15 protein-coding genes are annotated in these 14410 nt (G+C 63.7%); 6 read left to right on the forward strand and 9 right to left on the reverse strand.

Going from position 1 to position 14410, the window contains the following annotated elements:
• The first annotated feature begins 99 nt into the window (after window positions 1-99).
• Window positions 100-858, forward strand: coding sequence for a hypothetical protein (locus N805_RS12485; RefSeq protein WP_028613483.1), 759 nt, complete (start codon window positions 100-102; stop codon window positions 856-858).
• Window positions 859-1009: 151 nt separating this feature from the next.
• Entirely contained in the window at window positions 1010-2347 is a 1338-nt protein-coding gene (locus N805_RS12490) for an MFS transporter (protein WP_028613482.1), read from the forward strand.
• 132 nt (window positions 2348-2479) lie between these two features.
• Here the strand turns inward: N805_RS12490 and N805_RS12495 are convergent, their stop codons facing one another.
• From N805_RS12495 to N805_RS12505, 3 genes are read right to left on the reverse strand one after another with little or no spacing between them, the layout of a single operon-like run.
• Window positions 2480-5626 (reverse strand): efflux RND transporter permease subunit, encoded by a 3147-nt coding sequence (locus N805_RS12495; RefSeq protein ID WP_028613481.1) that lies wholly within the window; start codon window positions 5624-5626, stop codon window positions 2480-2482.
• Between the two features lie 16 nt (window positions 5627-5642).
• Window positions 5643-6857: an efflux RND transporter periplasmic adaptor subunit gene (locus N805_RS12500; RefSeq protein WP_019471120.1), complete on the reverse strand. Its 1215-nt coding sequence runs from the start codon at window positions 6855-6857 to the stop codon at window positions 5643-5645.
• Window positions 6850-8103 (reverse strand): TolC family protein, encoded by a 1254-nt coding sequence (locus N805_RS12505; protein WP_019471119.1) that lies wholly within the window; start codon window positions 8101-8103, stop codon window positions 6850-6852. The genes N805_RS12500 and N805_RS12505 overlap by 8 nt, the downstream gene beginning before the upstream one ends.
• Before the next feature lie 357 nt (window positions 8104-8460).
• Here N805_RS12505 and aroQ point away from each other — a divergent pair, with 357 nt between their 5' ends.
• Together aroQ and N805_RS12515 are read left to right on the forward strand one after the other, a co-directional pair.
• A complete protein-coding gene (aroQ, locus tag N805_RS12510; RefSeq protein ID WP_019471118.1) occupies window positions 8461-8910 on the forward strand; it encodes a type II 3-dehydroquinate dehydratase in 450 nt (149 codons plus the stop codon).
• On the forward strand, window positions 8907-9755 hold the full coding sequence (locus N805_RS12515) for a shikimate dehydrogenase (protein ID WP_019471117.1): 849 nt from the start codon (window positions 8907-8909) through the stop codon (window positions 9753-9755). Before aroQ ends, N805_RS12515 begins: the two co-directional genes overlap by 4 nt.
• A 56-nt stretch (window positions 9756-9811) precedes the next feature.
• Here the strand turns inward: N805_RS12515 and N805_RS12520 are convergent, their stop codons facing one another.
• The 6 genes from N805_RS12520 to N805_RS31270 all read right to left on the reverse strand — a co-directional run bounded on the left by N805_RS12520 (window position 9812) and on the right by N805_RS31270 (window position 12044).
• Entirely contained in the window at window positions 9812-10330 is a 519-nt protein-coding gene (locus N805_RS12520) for a thioredoxin family protein (RefSeq protein WP_019471116.1), read from the reverse strand.
• A 10-nt stretch (window positions 10331-10340) separates the two neighbouring features.
• Window positions 10341-10616, reverse strand: a complete 276-nt coding sequence (locus N805_RS12525) for a DUF2790 domain-containing protein (protein WP_019471115.1) — start codon at window positions 10614-10616, stop codon at window positions 10341-10343.
• Between the two features lie 252 nt (window positions 10617-10868).
• Window positions 10869-11120: a hypothetical protein gene (locus N805_RS30510; protein ID WP_155412689.1), complete on the reverse strand. Its 252-nt coding sequence runs from the start codon at window positions 11118-11120 to the stop codon at window positions 10869-10871.
• A 29-nt stretch (window positions 11121-11149) separates the two neighbouring features.
• Window positions 11150-11401 (reverse strand): hypothetical protein, encoded by a 252-nt coding sequence (locus N805_RS30515; RefSeq protein ID WP_155412690.1) that lies wholly within the window; start codon window positions 11399-11401, stop codon window positions 11150-11152.
• A 165-nt stretch (window positions 11402-11566) separates the two neighbouring features.
• On the reverse strand, window positions 11567-11800 hold the full coding sequence (locus N805_RS29845) for a hypothetical protein (RefSeq protein WP_080956801.1): 234 nt from the start codon (window positions 11798-11800) through the stop codon (window positions 11567-11569).
• A 70-nt stretch (window positions 11801-11870) separates the two neighbouring features.
• A complete protein-coding gene (locus N805_RS31270) occupies window positions 11871-12044 on the reverse strand; it encodes a hypothetical protein (protein ID WP_165931594.1) in 174 nt (57 codons plus the stop codon).
• A gap of 273 nt (window positions 12045-12317) precedes the next feature.
• On the opposite strand from N805_RS31270, the gene N805_RS12535 reads away from it, so the two are divergent.
• Window positions 12318-13058, forward strand: coding sequence for a response regulator (locus N805_RS12535; RefSeq protein ID WP_019471113.1), 741 nt, complete (start codon window positions 12318-12320; stop codon window positions 13056-13058).
• Entirely contained in the window at window positions 13055-14341 is a 1287-nt protein-coding gene (locus N805_RS12540; protein WP_019471112.1) for a sensor histidine kinase, read from the forward strand. The genes N805_RS12535 and N805_RS12540 overlap by 4 nt, the downstream gene beginning before the upstream one ends.
• Window positions 14342-14410 lie beyond the last annotated feature (69 nt).

The following is a 14410-nucleotide window of genomic DNA, read 5'->3' on the forward strand; positions in this document are numbered from 1 at the left end:
CACGAAAAGCACACAAAACCCTCAATCATTTTGAGTGATAATATTCGTTCTCATTACCACCGGCATGAAGGCCGGCTCTATCACATCAAGGAAGTTTCTGTGTTCAGATCGTTGTCTCCGGCTATCGTGGCCGCCGCAATCATTGCCTTGGCGGGTTGCCAGAACCGGCCTGCCCCCGAGGCGGACAAGCAGGCGCGCCAGACCTTCGTCAGCGACATGCAGCAAGCCCTGAAGCTGGGCATCGCCACAGCAGACACGGACAAGCAGGTCGGCGTGGTCATGCTGGATGTCAAACTCGACCAGCATTCCGCGCCCATCAGTTGCAAAGCCAGCAAGGCACCGATGAAGTACGAAAAGGTGCTGCCTGCCGACCTGACCCGCTCGGACTTCAAGGCGCTGGCCAGCATGGTCGAGGCGCAATGCTGGAAGACCATCTATCCCGTGGTGCCCAAGTCGATGCGCGACGAGGACGGCACGGTGGCAATACGTGCGCCGCTGTTCGTGGATCTGCCCGCTGCCGCCCAGGCGCCGGATACGCCACGGCGCCAGGCCAACGCACAACGTGAATTTTTCTGGCAGCACCTGTTCCGCGAACAGCCGGTCAACAGCATCGGCAGGGCCTCGCTCTATTATGAGGCGAATGCGCAGGGCAAGGTCCAAGGCTGCCTGGTACAAATCTATCCCCACCCTAACCGGCCGGATGACTTTCGTCTCGATGGCAAGCTGCAAGCCGAACTCAACAGCCGCTGCATGGCGCTTGACCTGAGCAGCCTGCCGGGCTTCAAGGCTGACATGCACGGCAAAGCCGAAGGCTACAGCGAGCTGGAATACGCGCCATGGAAGGTCGGCCGGCTGTAAACCGTTACAGCGGTTGAATCAGGTATCCCGAGGTCGCCCTCGACAAAGCACCTTCCTGCGCCCGGTTATCTACTGGCAAGCACAACAATGATGGCGCGGCCGGACCGCGCCACTTTCATCATGGCTGCCAATGGAACCGGAGAGCACCCGCATGTCCGCACCTCATGAGGTATCCCCCGCCACCCTGCGCAGGGTGATCGCCGCCTCGGCCATCGGCAATTTCGTCGAATGGTTCGACTTCGCCGTGTATGGCTTTCTCGCCACCCTGATCGCCAGCCAGTTCTTTGCCAGCGAAGACCCCAGCGTGGCGTTGCTCAAGACGTTCGCGGTGTTTGCCGTGGCCTTTGCCCTACGCCCGCTGGGCGGGATCGTGTTCGGGGCGCTGGGCGACCGCCTGGGGCGCAAGCGTATCCTGTCGCTGACCATCCTCTTGATGGCCGGCTCCACCACCCTGATCGGCCTGCTGCCGACCTACGCCAGCATCGGCCTGGCAGCCCCCGTGCTGCTTACCCTGGCGCGCTGCCTGCAGGGCTTTTCTGCCGGTGGCGAGTACGCGGGGGCCTGCGCCTACCTGATGGAGCATGCGCCCAATGACAGGCGGGCCTTCTACGGCAGCTTCGTGCCGGTCTCGACCTTTTCCGCCTTCGCCTGCGCCGCAGTGATCGCCTACGGGCTGGAAGCCAGCCTGTCGGCCGAGGCGATGAGCGCCTGGGGCTGGCGCGTTCCGTTCCTGATTGCCGCCCCGCTGGGGCTGGTCGGCCTGTACCTGCGCTGGCGCATGGAAGAAACCCCGGCATTTCGCGAAGCCGTCGCCCAGGGCAAGGAACATGAGCATTCACCGCTCAAGGACACCCTGCGTCACCATGGCCGGGTCATTCGCAACCTGGGGGCTTTCATCTCGCTGACCGCGCTGTCGTTCTACATGTTCACCACCTACTTCGCCACGTACCTGCAACTGGTGGGCAACCTGACCCGCGCACAATCACTGCTGGTGACCACCGTGGCGCTGCTGTTCGCCGCCGTCGGCTGCCCGCTGGCGGGGGCGTTCTCGGACCGGGTGGGGCGGCGCAAGACCATTGGCTTTACCTGCCTGTGGGTGATGCTGTGCGTGTTCCCGGCGTACTGGCTGGCCAGCTCGGGCTCGATGTCCGGCGCACTGCTGGGGGTGATCCTGCTGGCGGTGGGGGCTTTGTGCAGTGGCGTGGTGACCGCGGCGTTGCTGTCGGAGAGCTTCCCCACCCGCACCCGCTATACCGCTTCGGCGATTACCTACAACGTGGCCTATACGCTGTTTGGCGGTACTGCGCCGCTGGTGGCAACCTGGCTGATCGGGCAGACCGGCAGCAGCCTGGCACCGGCGTTTTACCTGGTGGTGATTGCGCTGCTGGCATTGGTGGGTGGGTTGGCGTTGCCGGAGACTTCGCGGATTTCGTTGCATGATGAGGTGGCGGTAGACGGCGAGCGATCTGTGGGCCGTAGCACCGTTTGAGATTTTTGGGGCTGCTGTGCAGCCCATCGCGACACAAGGCCGCTCCTACAGGGACCGCGTCGGCCGGAAGATGACGCGGCGCCTGTAGGAGCGGCCTTGTGTCGCGATGGGCCGCAAAGCGGCCCCAAATTATCAGCCCTCCTGCTGCTCTTCGCGCCGATACGCCCACTGATACAACGCCGGCAACACCAGCAACGTCAACGCGGTAGAAGACAGAATCCCGCCAATCACCACCGTCGCCAACGGCCGCTGCACCTCCGCCCCGGTCCCGGTAGCCAAGGCCATCGGAATGAACCCTAGCGAAGCCACCAGCGCCGTCATCAGCACCGGCCGCAAGCGCGTCAGCGCGCCCTCTTCCACTGCCACCCGCAGTGGCCGCCCTTGTTCGCGCAGGCCACGGATAAAGGCGATCATCACCAGCCCGTTGAGCACCGCCACCCCCGACAGGGCAATGAACCCCACGCCAGCAGAAATGGACAACGGAATGTCCCGCAGCCACAGCGCCAACACCCCGCCGGTCAGCGCAAACGGAATGCCTGTGAACACCAGCAGGCCATCCCTGAGGTTGTTGAACATCATCAGCAACAGCGCCATGACCAGCAGCAGGGCCACCGGCACCACCACCTGCAGGCGCTCGGTTGCCGATTGCAGCTGTTCGAACTGGCCACCCCAGCGTGTCCAGTAACCCGGCGGAATCTGCACCTGCTTGATCAGGGCCTGTTCGGCATCCGCCACAAACGAGCCCAGGTCACGCCCACGTACGTTGGCACTGACCACCACCACCCGCTTGCCATCCTCGCGGCTGATCTGGTTAGGCCCCAGTTGCAGGTTCAAGGTGGCCACCTGGGACAGTGGGATGAAACCGATCTGCGCCGCGCCCGCTGCGGCACTGGCCGGTACCGGAATCAGCAGGCTGGACAGCCCGTCCACATCGGTGCGCAAGGTTTCGGGCAGGCGCACCACCATGTCGAAGCGCCGGTCGCCTTCATACAGCGTGCCTGCCGTGCGGCCGCCCACGGCAATCGCGATGGCATCCTGCACGTCACCCACGTTCAGGCCATGGCGGGCTGCCTTGTCGCGGTCGATGTCGATGGTCAGCACCGGCAGGCCGGTGGTCTGCTCGACCTTCACCTCGGACGCACCCGCTACACCCTGCAGGCTGCTGGCGATCTGCGCGGCGGTGCGGTTGAGCACGTCCATGTCATCACCGAACAACTTCACCGCCACATCGCTGCGCACCCCGGAAATCAGCTCGTTGAAGCGCAACTGGATCGGCTGCGACAGCTCGTAGTTGCTGCCCGGCACGCTGGCGGCAGCACGCTGTACCTCGGCGATCAGCTCGTCACGCGGCTTGCCTGGGGCTGCCCACTGCTCGCGCGGGCGCAACATCACATAGGCGTCGGAGATGTTCGGTGGCATCGGGTCGGAGGCGATTTCGGCAGTACCGGTACGGGCGAACACCCGCTCCACTTCCGGCACCCGGGCGATGATCGCCTGCTCCAGGCGCTGCTGCATGTCGACCGACTGCGTCAGGCTGGTACCCGGCACACGCAGGGCCTGCAAGGCAAAGTCGCCCTCGCTGAGGCTGGGGATGAACTCGCTGCCCATGCGGCTGGCCATGACCCCGGACAGCACCACCAAGGTAGCCGCGGCTGCAAACGCCAGCTTGCGCCGGCCCAGCACCCAGGCCAGCACCGGGGCATAGCGCTGCCGCGCCGTGCGCATCACCAGGCCTTCCTCCTCCTTGACCTTGCCGGTGACGAACAGGGCGATGGCCGCCGGCACGAACGTGACCGACAGAATCATGGCGCCGAGCAGGGCCATGACCACGGTAAAGGCCATGGGGTGGAACATCTTGCCCTCGACCCCGGTCAGGGCAAAGATCGGCAGGTACACCACCATGATGATCAACTGCCCGTAGATCAGCGGCCGACGTGCCTCACGGGCGGCGGCGAACACCTCATGGAAGCGCTCACTTCTGGTCAGCATGCGGCCATGGCGTTGCTGGGCATGGGCCAGGCGGCGAATGGCGTTTTCCACGATCACCACCGCGCCGTCGACGATGATGCCGAAGTCCAGAGCACCCAGGCTCATCAGGTTGGCGCTGACCTTGTTGCTGAACATGCCGGTGAAGGTGAACAGCATCGACAGCGGAATGACCATGGCCGTGATGAGTGCAGCGCGGATGTTGCCCAGGAACAGGAACAGCACGGCGATGACCAGAATGGCCCCTTCGACCAGGTTCTTCTTCACCGTGGCGATGGCTTTTTCCACCAGGTTGGTGCGGTCGTACACGGTCACCGCCACCACGCCCTTGGGCAGGTTGCGGTTGATCTCGACCAGTTTGGCGGCTACGGCCTGGGACACTGTGCGGCTGTTTTCGCCAACCAGCATGAACACCGTACCCAGCACCACTTCCCGACCGTTTTCAGTGGCCGCACCCGAGCGCAGTTCTTCGCCCAGGCCAACCTCGGCCACATGGCTGACGCGTATCGGCGTGCCATCGACGCTGGAAATGACGATGTTGGCAATGTCTTCGGCCGAAGCCACCTGGCCCGGCGCCCGGATCAGCAACTGCTCGCCATTGCGCTCGATGTAACCGGCGCCCACGTTGGCGTTGTTACGCTCCAGGGCCGCGATCAGGTCGTTGAGGGTGAGCTTGTAGGCCGCCAGCCGTTTGGGCTCCGGTGCAATCAGGTACTGCTTGGCATGGCCGCCGATGCTATTCACTTCGGCCACCCCCGGCACATTGCGCAGCTGCGGCTTGATGATCCAGTCCTGGATCACCCGCAGGTCAGTCAGGGTGTACGGGGTGCCATCCTCCTTCAGTGCCCCCTGTTCGGCCTCCACGGTCCACAAAAAGATTTCGCCCAACCCGGTGGAGATCGGCCCCATGCCCGCATCTATCCCCTCGGGCAATTGCTCGCGGGCCACTTGCAGGCGCTCGTTGACCAGCTGGCGGGCGAAGAACAGGTCGGTGCCATCATCGAAAATCACCGTGACCTGCGACAGGCCCGAACGCGACAGCGAGCGGGTCTGCTTCAGCCCTGGCAGGCCGGCCATGGCGGTCTCGATGGCGAAGGTGATGCGCTGCTCGGTCTCCAGCGGCGAGTAGCCGGGCGCGGCGGTGTTGATCTGCACCTGGACGTTGGTGATGTCCGGTACAGCGTCGATCGGTAGTTTCTGGTAGCTGTGGATACCCACCGCGGCCATCAGGACCACGGCCAGCATCACCACCAGGCGCTGCTCGATGGCAAATTGGATCAGGCGTTCGAACATGCAGGTGTCCCCGTGATCAATGGCTATGCTCGGCCGAGCCCTTGCCCAGCTCCGACTTGAGGACAAAGCTGCCAGCGGCGGCTATCTGGGTGCCGGCGGCCAGGCCGCTGGTAATTTCCACCTGGCCGGCGTCGCGGCGGCCGGCCTTTACCGGGCGGGCCTCGAAGCCTTCCTCAGTGCGGGCAAACACAACGGTCTGGTCTTCCCAGGTTTGCAGGGCGCTTTGCGGCACCACCACGGCGGCATTGAAGCGCTCGACGCTGACCGCAATATTCACGAACAGGCCGGGGCGCCAGGCGCCGTTGGGGTTGGCCAAGGTGGCGCGGACTGTGGCGGCGCGGTTCTGCTCGCCGAGCAGGCTGCCGACATAGTTGACCTTGCCCTCGACCTGGGCGCCCAGGTCTGGGGCACTGACCGTGACATTGCGGCCGGTCACCACCTTGTCCAGGTCACGTGGCGCCACGGCGAAGGTGGCCCAGACCCGGCTCAGGTCAGACAAGGTGAAGGCGTTGCTGGTCTCGTCGACCACCTCGCCCACGCTCAGGTGCTTTTCCACCACGACCGCATCGAACGGCGCGCGCAGTTCATAGCGGTTGCCAGCGCCGGCCGGGCCTACGGCAGCGACCTTTTGCCGGGCGTTGGCCAAGGCGATCTCGGCCTCTTGCAGTGCCTGGCGCGCCTGCAGGTAATCCTGCTCGGCGCTGATGCGCTCCTGCCACAGCTGCTGTTCGCGCTGGAAGGTCAGGCGCGCCAGCTCCAGGCGGCGTTGGGCGGCCTGCTGCTCGCTGCGCAGGTCAGAAATCTGCTGGCTGGCGATCACCGCCAGTACCTGGCCACGCTTGACCGGCTGGCCCAGTTCGGCTTGCACCGCCTCGACCACGCCGGGTACACGCGGCACCACGTGAGCAGTCCGGTCCTCGTCGAAACGGATCTCCCCCGGGAAGCTGAAGACGGTGCCCAACTCAGCAGGGCCGGCGGCAACCAACTGCACACCGGCGGCCTCGATCTGGGCGGCGGACAGGTGCAACTGGCCCTCTTCTTCGCCGTGCCCTTCCTCTGCATGGCCTTCAGCGGCCTTGTCGGCGCCATGGCCATGGCTGTCTTCGCCATGGTCGTCGTGCCCGACCTGCACATTCGACGCCTGGCCGAGGTTGCCGGTCCAGGCCAGCGCACCCAGGCCGAGCGCGGCCATGGCGGCGGCCAGAAGGGCTATCTTGCGTGGGTTAGTCATTGTTGCTCCTGCTGTTCAAGGGGGTGCTCAGGTCATCGAGGTCGCCATAAATCCGCTCGACCTGCGCCCGCGCGTCGGTCGCCGATGCCAGCGCCTCGAGGTACAGGCCGCGGGCCTCGATCAGCGTGCGCTGGGCGTCGAGTACATCGAGGAACGCGAACTTGCCCATTTCAAAACCACGGGTGGCGGTGTCCACGGCCTGCTGCGCAGAAGGCAGGATGGTGCGGTCGTAGGCCTCTACCTCCTGCATCGCCGTGTGCCACTGGCTGACAGCGCTGCGGGTTTCGCTGCGCAGGCGCAGTTCCACAGCGTTACGCAGGTCACGCGCCTGGTCGGCACGGCGTGCAGCCGCCAGCACGTTGCCCTGGTTGCGGTCGAACAGTGGCAATGGCATGGACAGGCCAACCACATTCACCCGTTCGCGGTCTTCGCGGCTGTACTGGCTGCCGAGGCTGACGGTGAGGTTGGGAATACGCTGTGCCTTTTCCGAGCCCAGCGACGCGTCGCCGCGCTCGACCTGGGCAGCAGCCAGACGCCATTCGGCCGTTTGTGCGACCCGGTCGAGCAAGGCGTCGGCACTGGGCGCCACGCCAGGCGAAAGGTTGGCGGCCTGCAACAGGTCGAAGCTTGCCAACGGGCTGCCGGTCAGCCGTGCCAGAGCCTGGTAGGCCACACTGCGCTGGGTGTGCGCGCGGCGCACTTCAGCCTGGGCCTGGGCCAGTTGCACCTGGGCACGGGTGGCCTCCACGGGCGAGGACTGGCCAGCGGCCACCCGGCCCTGCACCACGCGCAGCCCACGCTCGGTCAACGCCTGTGATTGCTGCGCCAGCTCCAGCGCGGTCTGCGCGCGCAAGGCGGCGTGAAACGCCTGCACCACATCGGCACGCAGGCCGTTGCGCTGGCGTTCCAGGCCAAGCTGGGCCATGGCCTGGCCGGTGCCGGCCACGGCAATACGTGCGCCGCGCTTGCCGCCCAGTTCCAGCGGCTGGCTGAGGGTGACGGTGGTGGTGCTGGTATCGCGGCGGGTGTCCTCGACCTCCCAGGAGAGCTCTGGGTTGGGGATCAACCCGGCCTGGCGCCGCTCACCGTCGGCAATGCCGATTTCCCGGCCGGCTGCGGCCAGTTCCGGGTTTTGCGCAAAGGCGGCGGCCAGCGCCTGCGGCAGGCTCAGGCTCTGACTGGCCTGGGCGCTGGTGGCACTGGCCAGCAACAGGCAGAGCAAGGCGATCTTGCGGGGGATGGGCACGAACAAATCCTCGTCGACGCGTGTAGGCGAAGGACTGTAGAAAGCCGTGCTTATCGGGGCGGTGGCGGAAAAATTACAATTCTGTAATGCACCCGGAGATACGAAGATCCCTTGTAGGAGCGGCCTTGCGTCGCGAAAGGGCTGCAGAGCAGCCCCCGCGTTATAGGCGGCGAAGCTGAAAATGTGGGGCCGCTGCGCGCCCCGTTCGCGACACAAGGCCGCTACTACAGAGGCTCCGCCAACTTCAAGAGTTCGATAATCGCCCACTTTCCCGGTACGACGTTTTAGGCCAATTGACTAAACTAACCAGGCAGTACAAAACTAGGTGCATCCAACAACAACAAAGCGATGCTCGTCATGAAGCCCCTTATTCTCGTGCTCAACGGCCCCAACCTGAACATGCTGGGTACCCGCGAGCCTGCCCAATATGGCCACGAAACCCTTGCTGACCTGGCTCAGAGCTGTGCCGATACTGCCCATGCCCACGGCCTGGAAATCGAGTTCCGCCAAACCAACCACGAAGGCGAACTGATCGACTGGATCCACGCCGCCCGCGGCCGTTGCGCAGGTATCGTGATCAACCCCGGCGCCTGGACCCACACCTCGGTGGCCATCCGCGACGCCCTGGTGGCCAGCGAACTGCCAGTCATCGAAGTGCACCTGTCCAACGTGCACAAGCGCGAGCCGTTCCGCCACCTGTCATTCGTATCGTCCATCGCCGTCGGCGTGATCTGCGGTCTGGGCAGCCATGGCTACCGCATGGCCCTCAGCCACTTCGCCGAAATGTTCCAGGAGCGCACGGCATGAGCCAGCACGCCATCCTCGCCGGCTTGATCGGCCGCGGCATCCAGCTGTCGCGTACCCCTGCCCTGCACGAACACGAAGGTGACGCCCAGGCCCTGCGCTACCTGTACCGGCTGATCGATGCAGACCAGTTGCAACTGGAAGACAGCGCCCTGCCCGGCCTGCTCGACGCCGCGCAGCACACCGGTTTCACCGGGCTGAACATCACCTACCCGTTCAAGCAGTCGATCCTGCCGCTGCTCGACGAACTGTCGGAAGAAGCCCGGGGCATCGGCGCGGTGAATACCGTGGTGCTGAAGGACGGCAAGCGCGTCGGCCACAACACCGACTGCCTGGGCTTTGCCGAAGGCTTGCGCCGCGGCCTGCCCGATGTGGCTCGGCGCCAGGTGGTGCAGATGGGTGGCGGTGGCGCCGGTTCCGCCGTAGCCCACGCCCTGCTGATTGAAGGGGTCGAACAATTGGTGCTGTTCGAAGTGGATACGGCCCGCGCGCAAGCGCTGGTAGACAACCTGAATGGCCATTTCGGCGCTGGGCGCGCCGTGCTCGGCACTGACCTGGCCACGGCCCTGGCCGAGGCGGACGGGCTGGTCAACACCACGCCGGTGGGCATGGCCAAGCTGCCGGGTACACCGCTACCGGTCGAGCTGCTGCATGCGCGCTTGTGGGTGGCGGAAATCATCTACTTCCCGCTGGAAACCGAACTGCTGCGCGCAGCTCGGGCACTGGGTTGCCGCACGCTGGACGGCAGCAATATGGCGGTGTTCCAAGCGGTAAAGGCATTCGAGCTGTTCAGCGGGCGCCAGGCGGATGCGGCGCGGATGCAGGCGCACTTTGCCAGTTTCACCTGATAGACAAGTGTTGGCCTCTTCGCGGCGGTTCGACGCCGCGAGGAGGCCGGTACAGGCTAATCACCTTTTTCAGCCAGCAAAGCCTGGATCACCTGCTCCTGCTCGCCATAATCCCCCTCGCCAAAGTGCACATGGCGCACCTGTCCTTTACGGTCGACAAAATAATGCGCCGGCCAGAACTGGTTGCCCCAGGCATTCCACACCTTATAGTCATTATCCACCGCCACCGGGTAACCGATACCCAACCCGGCCACCTTGTTTCGCAGGGTGCCCAGGTCGTGTTCGTAGTCGTACTCCGGCGTATGTACGCCCACCACCACCAGCCCCTGATCGGCATAACGCCGCGCCCAGTCGTTCACATGAGGCAGGCTGCGCTGGCAGTTGATGCAGTCCCAGGTCCAGAAGTCCACCAGCACCACCTTACCCTTGAGCGCTGGCCCATCCAGCGGAGTCGAGTTGATCCACTGGCTGGCCCCCGACAGCGACGGCATGGCGCCGTAGCTGTCACGGGCCATCAGGTGCCCCGCCAACCCCAGCCCCGTCAACGCCAGGGCAATACCACCCACCTTCAGCATCAGGGGGCGATCAATTCTCATGGCAACCACCGGTGGCATAGGTGCGGTACTGCACGCTCTGCTGATGGCCGTTGGAGTCGAGGTAGTCCATACGGGTGTTCACCAGGCCGCAGGCGTTGCTCTGGTCGTCCTGCACCGACAGCACTTTCTTCACATCCAGGTGTTCACCGTAGCGGTATTGCATGGCACCGGCATCGTCCATGGGTGCGGTGGCGGCCTGGGCGGCAATGGCGCCAAAGCTGAGCAAGGCGAACAGGCTGGCGCTGGCGAAAGTCTTGAAGTTCATGGCATCTCTCCTGTGCAACGTTTGGCAGTGGGGCGTGTTGTTCCCCGGTCGAGAGCCATTTGACGCCTGCCAAGTATCCCGTCTGTGTCACTCAACGCCGGGATGTGCGTCCGCCTGTAGCTGCATCCCTGTCGGAAAAACCTCGTGAAATCATGGAAAACCCTTCGCAAGCAGGTAGTTATAAAAAAGAAGGCGCCCACGAAGGGCGCCCCGGCTGTACAAACGGATACAATAGTTTCAAGGCGTCACACACTAACGTTTGTTGTCACTCGCAGGTTCAACTTTATCGTGACGGCTGTACAACTCAGCCCTCGAAGCACGCTCTGTAAACGGCCCTCTGTTTTCACCTTTGCTGGAACGGGGAGTGGATTTATTGTCACCATCACCCGAACAACTACCGCTTTGAACGGTTTGCTTATCTTTCATAAAAACCTCGATAGAGCCACCTGTTTTAAATGGCTCATCATACTGTTCTTCAAGATGTGGAACGCTGGAAAAAAGCATGCTTTGTCATGCGATCTATCAGCACAGGGTCAGTGCAGCCAGGCGCGTCTCCACGGGGTATCCGGGCCGTCCGAATGGCGGCTGAATCTCGGTGCATTCGAGGCCAACAGCTGTTCTGCAGGCACTGGCTCGGCCTCAGTAACAGGGTCAGGATCGATGTAATCATCCCGATCATCAGTTGGAGACTGAACAAGACGATCATTGCCCGACACTTGGCGATCCTGATCAATTTCCGGATCACTCTCTGGCGAGCCTTCCCCTGTCTGGTTTTTACCGTACATAAGCACCTCTCATAGGCCCAGATATTCTGAGCTTATTGAGTATGCGCCCTGCCTGAAAACAAAAGACAGGTATCAGACCACCGGACACAATCTATCAGCCGCTCTTTATAAAACGGGAAAACAATAACGACCTTCTTTGCGCATTATTGCAGTATTTAAAGCGCTTCATGGCCCAAACTCGTCGGCCTGGCGGGTATCGCCAGGCGCTCGTGAGGCTTTCAACAAGAGTGTAAAACTGCCGGTGAGTTGAAGGCGAAGCTCTTTGGGCATGATGAAAGCGAAATGCACGAGCCATGAGCCGTCTCCCAGCAGAAAGCTCTCCCGCCGGTATTGGGTCACTTGTTGTTCAGAAATACCTATGCAAACGGCGATTACACAGTCGCTCGGCTCTTCGCTCACGGGCGTGCCCCTTCAAGAATAGGTATTGAAGCGCCCGAATGGTGGTGGGTTCAGGCGCAAAGGCAGGCCATCAGGGCTTGGCTGTACGTTCCTTGTGCCACTGGACTTTGGCTACGCCATACGGGGTACCGGTGACACCGCTGGCTACGTGCTGGATATGGCCGCCATGCTGGAGGAACGTTTCAATTTGCTCGCAAAGGCGTTCGTGGGCTCTTTGGGCTGCGCCGGGGTATGTCTGGTACATGGAGGCTACTCGGTAATGAGCCACTGAAATACAGTTACCCGAGGCGTCATTGTACGCGCAGTAGTGCAATCAGGCTCTGAACCGAACCCGTACCCGGCTTTTATCGGCCAGGCGGTCGATTCCCAGCGCTGCGCTGCCTAGGCTAGAGCCGCTTCAAGCAACCCAATGCACGGTTGCCATCCCTGGCAGATACACTGCAATACAAAGCCCCGCAGGCAAGCGCAGACACGCCGGGTACACTGCGCCAACCCCACTCGAACAGGAACGCTGCGCATGGAACACGTCGATCACATCCTGATCGTCGACGACGACCGCGAGATCCGCGAACTGGTCGGCAACTACCTGAAGAAGAACGGCCTGCGCACCAGCATCGTCGCCGACGGCCGGCAGATGCGCGCCTTCCTCGAAGCCAACAGCGTCGACCTGATCGTCCTCGACATCATGATGCCCGGCGACGATGGCCTGCTGCTGTGCCGCGAATTGCGCGCCGGCAAGCACCGCAACACCCCCGTGTTGATGCTGACGGCCCGCAACGATGAAACCGACCGCATCATCGGCCTTGAAATGGGCGCCGACGATTACCTCACCAAGCCGTTCTCTGCCCGCGAACTGCTTGCCCGTATCAATGCCGTGCTGCGCCGCACGCGCATGCTGCCACCCAACCTCACCATCAGCGAAAGCAGCCGCCTGCTGCGCTTCGGCCAATGGCGGCTGGACACCACCGCACGCCACCTGCTCGACAACGAAGGCACCCTGGTGGCCCTGAGTGGCGCCGAGTACCGCTTGTTGCGGGTGTTTCTCGACCACCCGCAGCGGGTGCTCAGCCGCGAACAGCTGCTCAACCTGACCCAGGGCCGCGAAGCCGACCTGTTCGACCGCTCCATCGACCTGCTGGTCAGCCGCCTGCGCCAGCGCCTGGGCGACGACGCCCGCGAACCCAGCTGCATCAAGACCGTGCGCAGCGAAGGCTATGTGTTCTCGCTGCCGGTGCAACTGCTCGAGTCGCCGTCATGAAGTGGCCACGCACCCTGGCTTCGCGCCTGGCGCTGATCTTCTTCACCGGCCTGGTGCTGGCGTACGGCTTGTCGTTTGGCCTGCAGGCCTACGAGCGCTACATCAGCAGCCGCTCGATGATGCTCAGCAACCTGGAGCAGGATGTGGCCACATCGGTGGCCATCCTCGACCGCCTGCCCGCGGCCGAACGTGCGGCCTGGCTGCCGCGCCTGGAACGGCATACCTACCGCTACCGTCTCGATCAGGGCCTGGCCGGCGAAGTGATGCCCGGCAGCGACCCGCCCATGGCCGCCGAGTCGATCGTCAAGGCCATCGGCAGCGACTACCGCCTGACCTTCCAGGACATACCCGGCCCGAATGCCCACTTTCAGGCGCACCTGAGCCTGGCCGATGGCGCACCGCTGACCATCGACGTCACCCCATCGCCGGTACCGGTGGCCCGCTGGCTGCCCATGGTGTTGCTGATCCAGCTGGCCGTCTTGTTGCTGTGCACCTGGTTGGCCGTGCACCTGGCCATAGGCCCTCTGACCCGCCTGGCCCGCGCGGTGGACAACCTCGACCCGGACAAACCCGGCATACAGCTGGATGAAAGCGGCCCGCGCGAGGTGCGCTACGCCGCTGTGGCCTTCAACGCCCTGCAGGCGCGCATTACCGCCCACCTCAAGGAACGCATGCAGCTGCTGGCGGCCATTTCTCACGACCTGCAAACGCCGATCACACGCATGAAGCTGCGTGTCGAGGTGATGGACGAAGGGGTTGAAAAAGAAAAACTGTGGAGCGACCTGGGCGAAATGGAGCACCTGGTGCGCGAAGGTGTAGCGTACGCCCGCAGCATGGATACCAGCACTGAAGCCCCGTGCAGGATCAACCTCGACGCCTTCCTCGACAGCCTGGTGTTCGACTACCAGGACAGCGGCGCGCAGGTAGAGCGCAATGGCAGCACCGGCAGCCTGCTGGAAACCCGCCCGCACGCCCTGCGCCGAGTGCTGGTGAACCTGGTGGACAACGCCCTCAAGTTTGCCGGCGCCGCCGAGCTGGAGGTGTGCCGCGAGGGCGGCATGACCGTGATCCGTGTGCTCGACAACGGGCCTGGCATTCCCGCCGACGAGCTGGATGAAGTGCTCAAGCCGTTCTACAGAGTGGAGGGTTCACGCAATCGCAGCACGGGCGGCACCGGGCTGGGCCTCGCCATTGCCCACCAGCTGATCCAGGCCATGGGGGGTCGGCTGACCCTGAGCAACCGCGACAGTGGCGGGCTGTGCGCGCGGATCGAGCTCAGCTGACAGGCGAGCGCGCACCTACAATCGGGTACACAACCCCAGCACCGCCGACACACTGCAGATACCCCACCG

The sequence above is a fragment of the Pseudomonas putida S13.1.2 genome (genome assembly GCF_000498395.2).
Taxonomy (GTDB): domain Bacteria; phylum Pseudomonadota; class Gammaproteobacteria; order Pseudomonadales; family Pseudomonadaceae; genus Aquipseudomonas; species Aquipseudomonas putida_Q.

What these genes read in the sequence shown, in the direction of transcription:
- N805_RS12500 (WP_019471120.1), bottom strand. Translation starts at nt 6,857, where the DNA reads ATGACTAACCCACGCAAGATAGCCCTTCTGGCCGCCGCCATGGCCGCG.
- N805_RS30510 (WP_155412689.1), bottom strand. Translation starts at nt 11,120, where the DNA reads ATGCTTTTTTCCAGCGTTCCACATCTTGAAGAACAGTATGATGAGCCA.
- N805_RS12525 (WP_019471115.1), bottom strand. Translation starts at nt 10,616, where the DNA reads ATGAACTTCAAGACTTTCGCCAGCGCCAGCCTGTTCGCCTTGCTCAGC.
- N805_RS12495 (WP_028613481.1), bottom strand. Translation starts at nt 5,626, where the DNA reads ATGTTCGAACGCCTGATCCAATTTGCCATCGAGCAGCGCCTGGTGGTG.
- N805_RS12520 (WP_019471116.1), bottom strand. Translation starts at nt 10,330, where the DNA reads ATGCTGAAGGTGGGTGGTATTGCCCTGGCGTTGACGGGGCTGGGGTTG.
- aroQ (WP_019471118.1), top strand. Translation starts at nt 8,461, where the DNA reads ATGAAGCCCCTTATTCTCGTGCTCAACGGCCCCAACCTGAACATGCTG.
- N805_RS12490 (WP_028613482.1), top strand. Translation starts at nt 1,010, where the DNA reads ATGTCCGCACCTCATGAGGTATCCCCCGCCACCCTGCGCAGGGTGATC.
- N805_RS12540 (WP_019471112.1), top strand. Translation starts at nt 13,055, where the DNA reads ATGAAGTGGCCACGCACCCTGGCTTCGCGCCTGGCGCTGATCTTCTTC.
- N805_RS12515 (WP_019471117.1), top strand. Translation starts at nt 8,907, where the DNA reads ATGAGCCAGCACGCCATCCTCGCCGGCTTGATCGGCCGCGGCATCCAG.
- N805_RS30515 (WP_155412690.1), bottom strand. Translation starts at nt 11,401, where the DNA reads ATGTACGGTAAAAACCAGACAGGGGAAGGCTCGCCAGAGAGTGATCCG.
- N805_RS31270 (WP_165931594.1), bottom strand. Translation starts at nt 12,044, where the DNA reads ATGTACCAGACATACCCCGGCGCAGCCCAAAGAGCCCACGAACGCCTT.
- N805_RS12535 (WP_019471113.1), top strand. Translation starts at nt 12,318, where the DNA reads ATGGAACACGTCGATCACATCCTGATCGTCGACGACGACCGCGAGATC.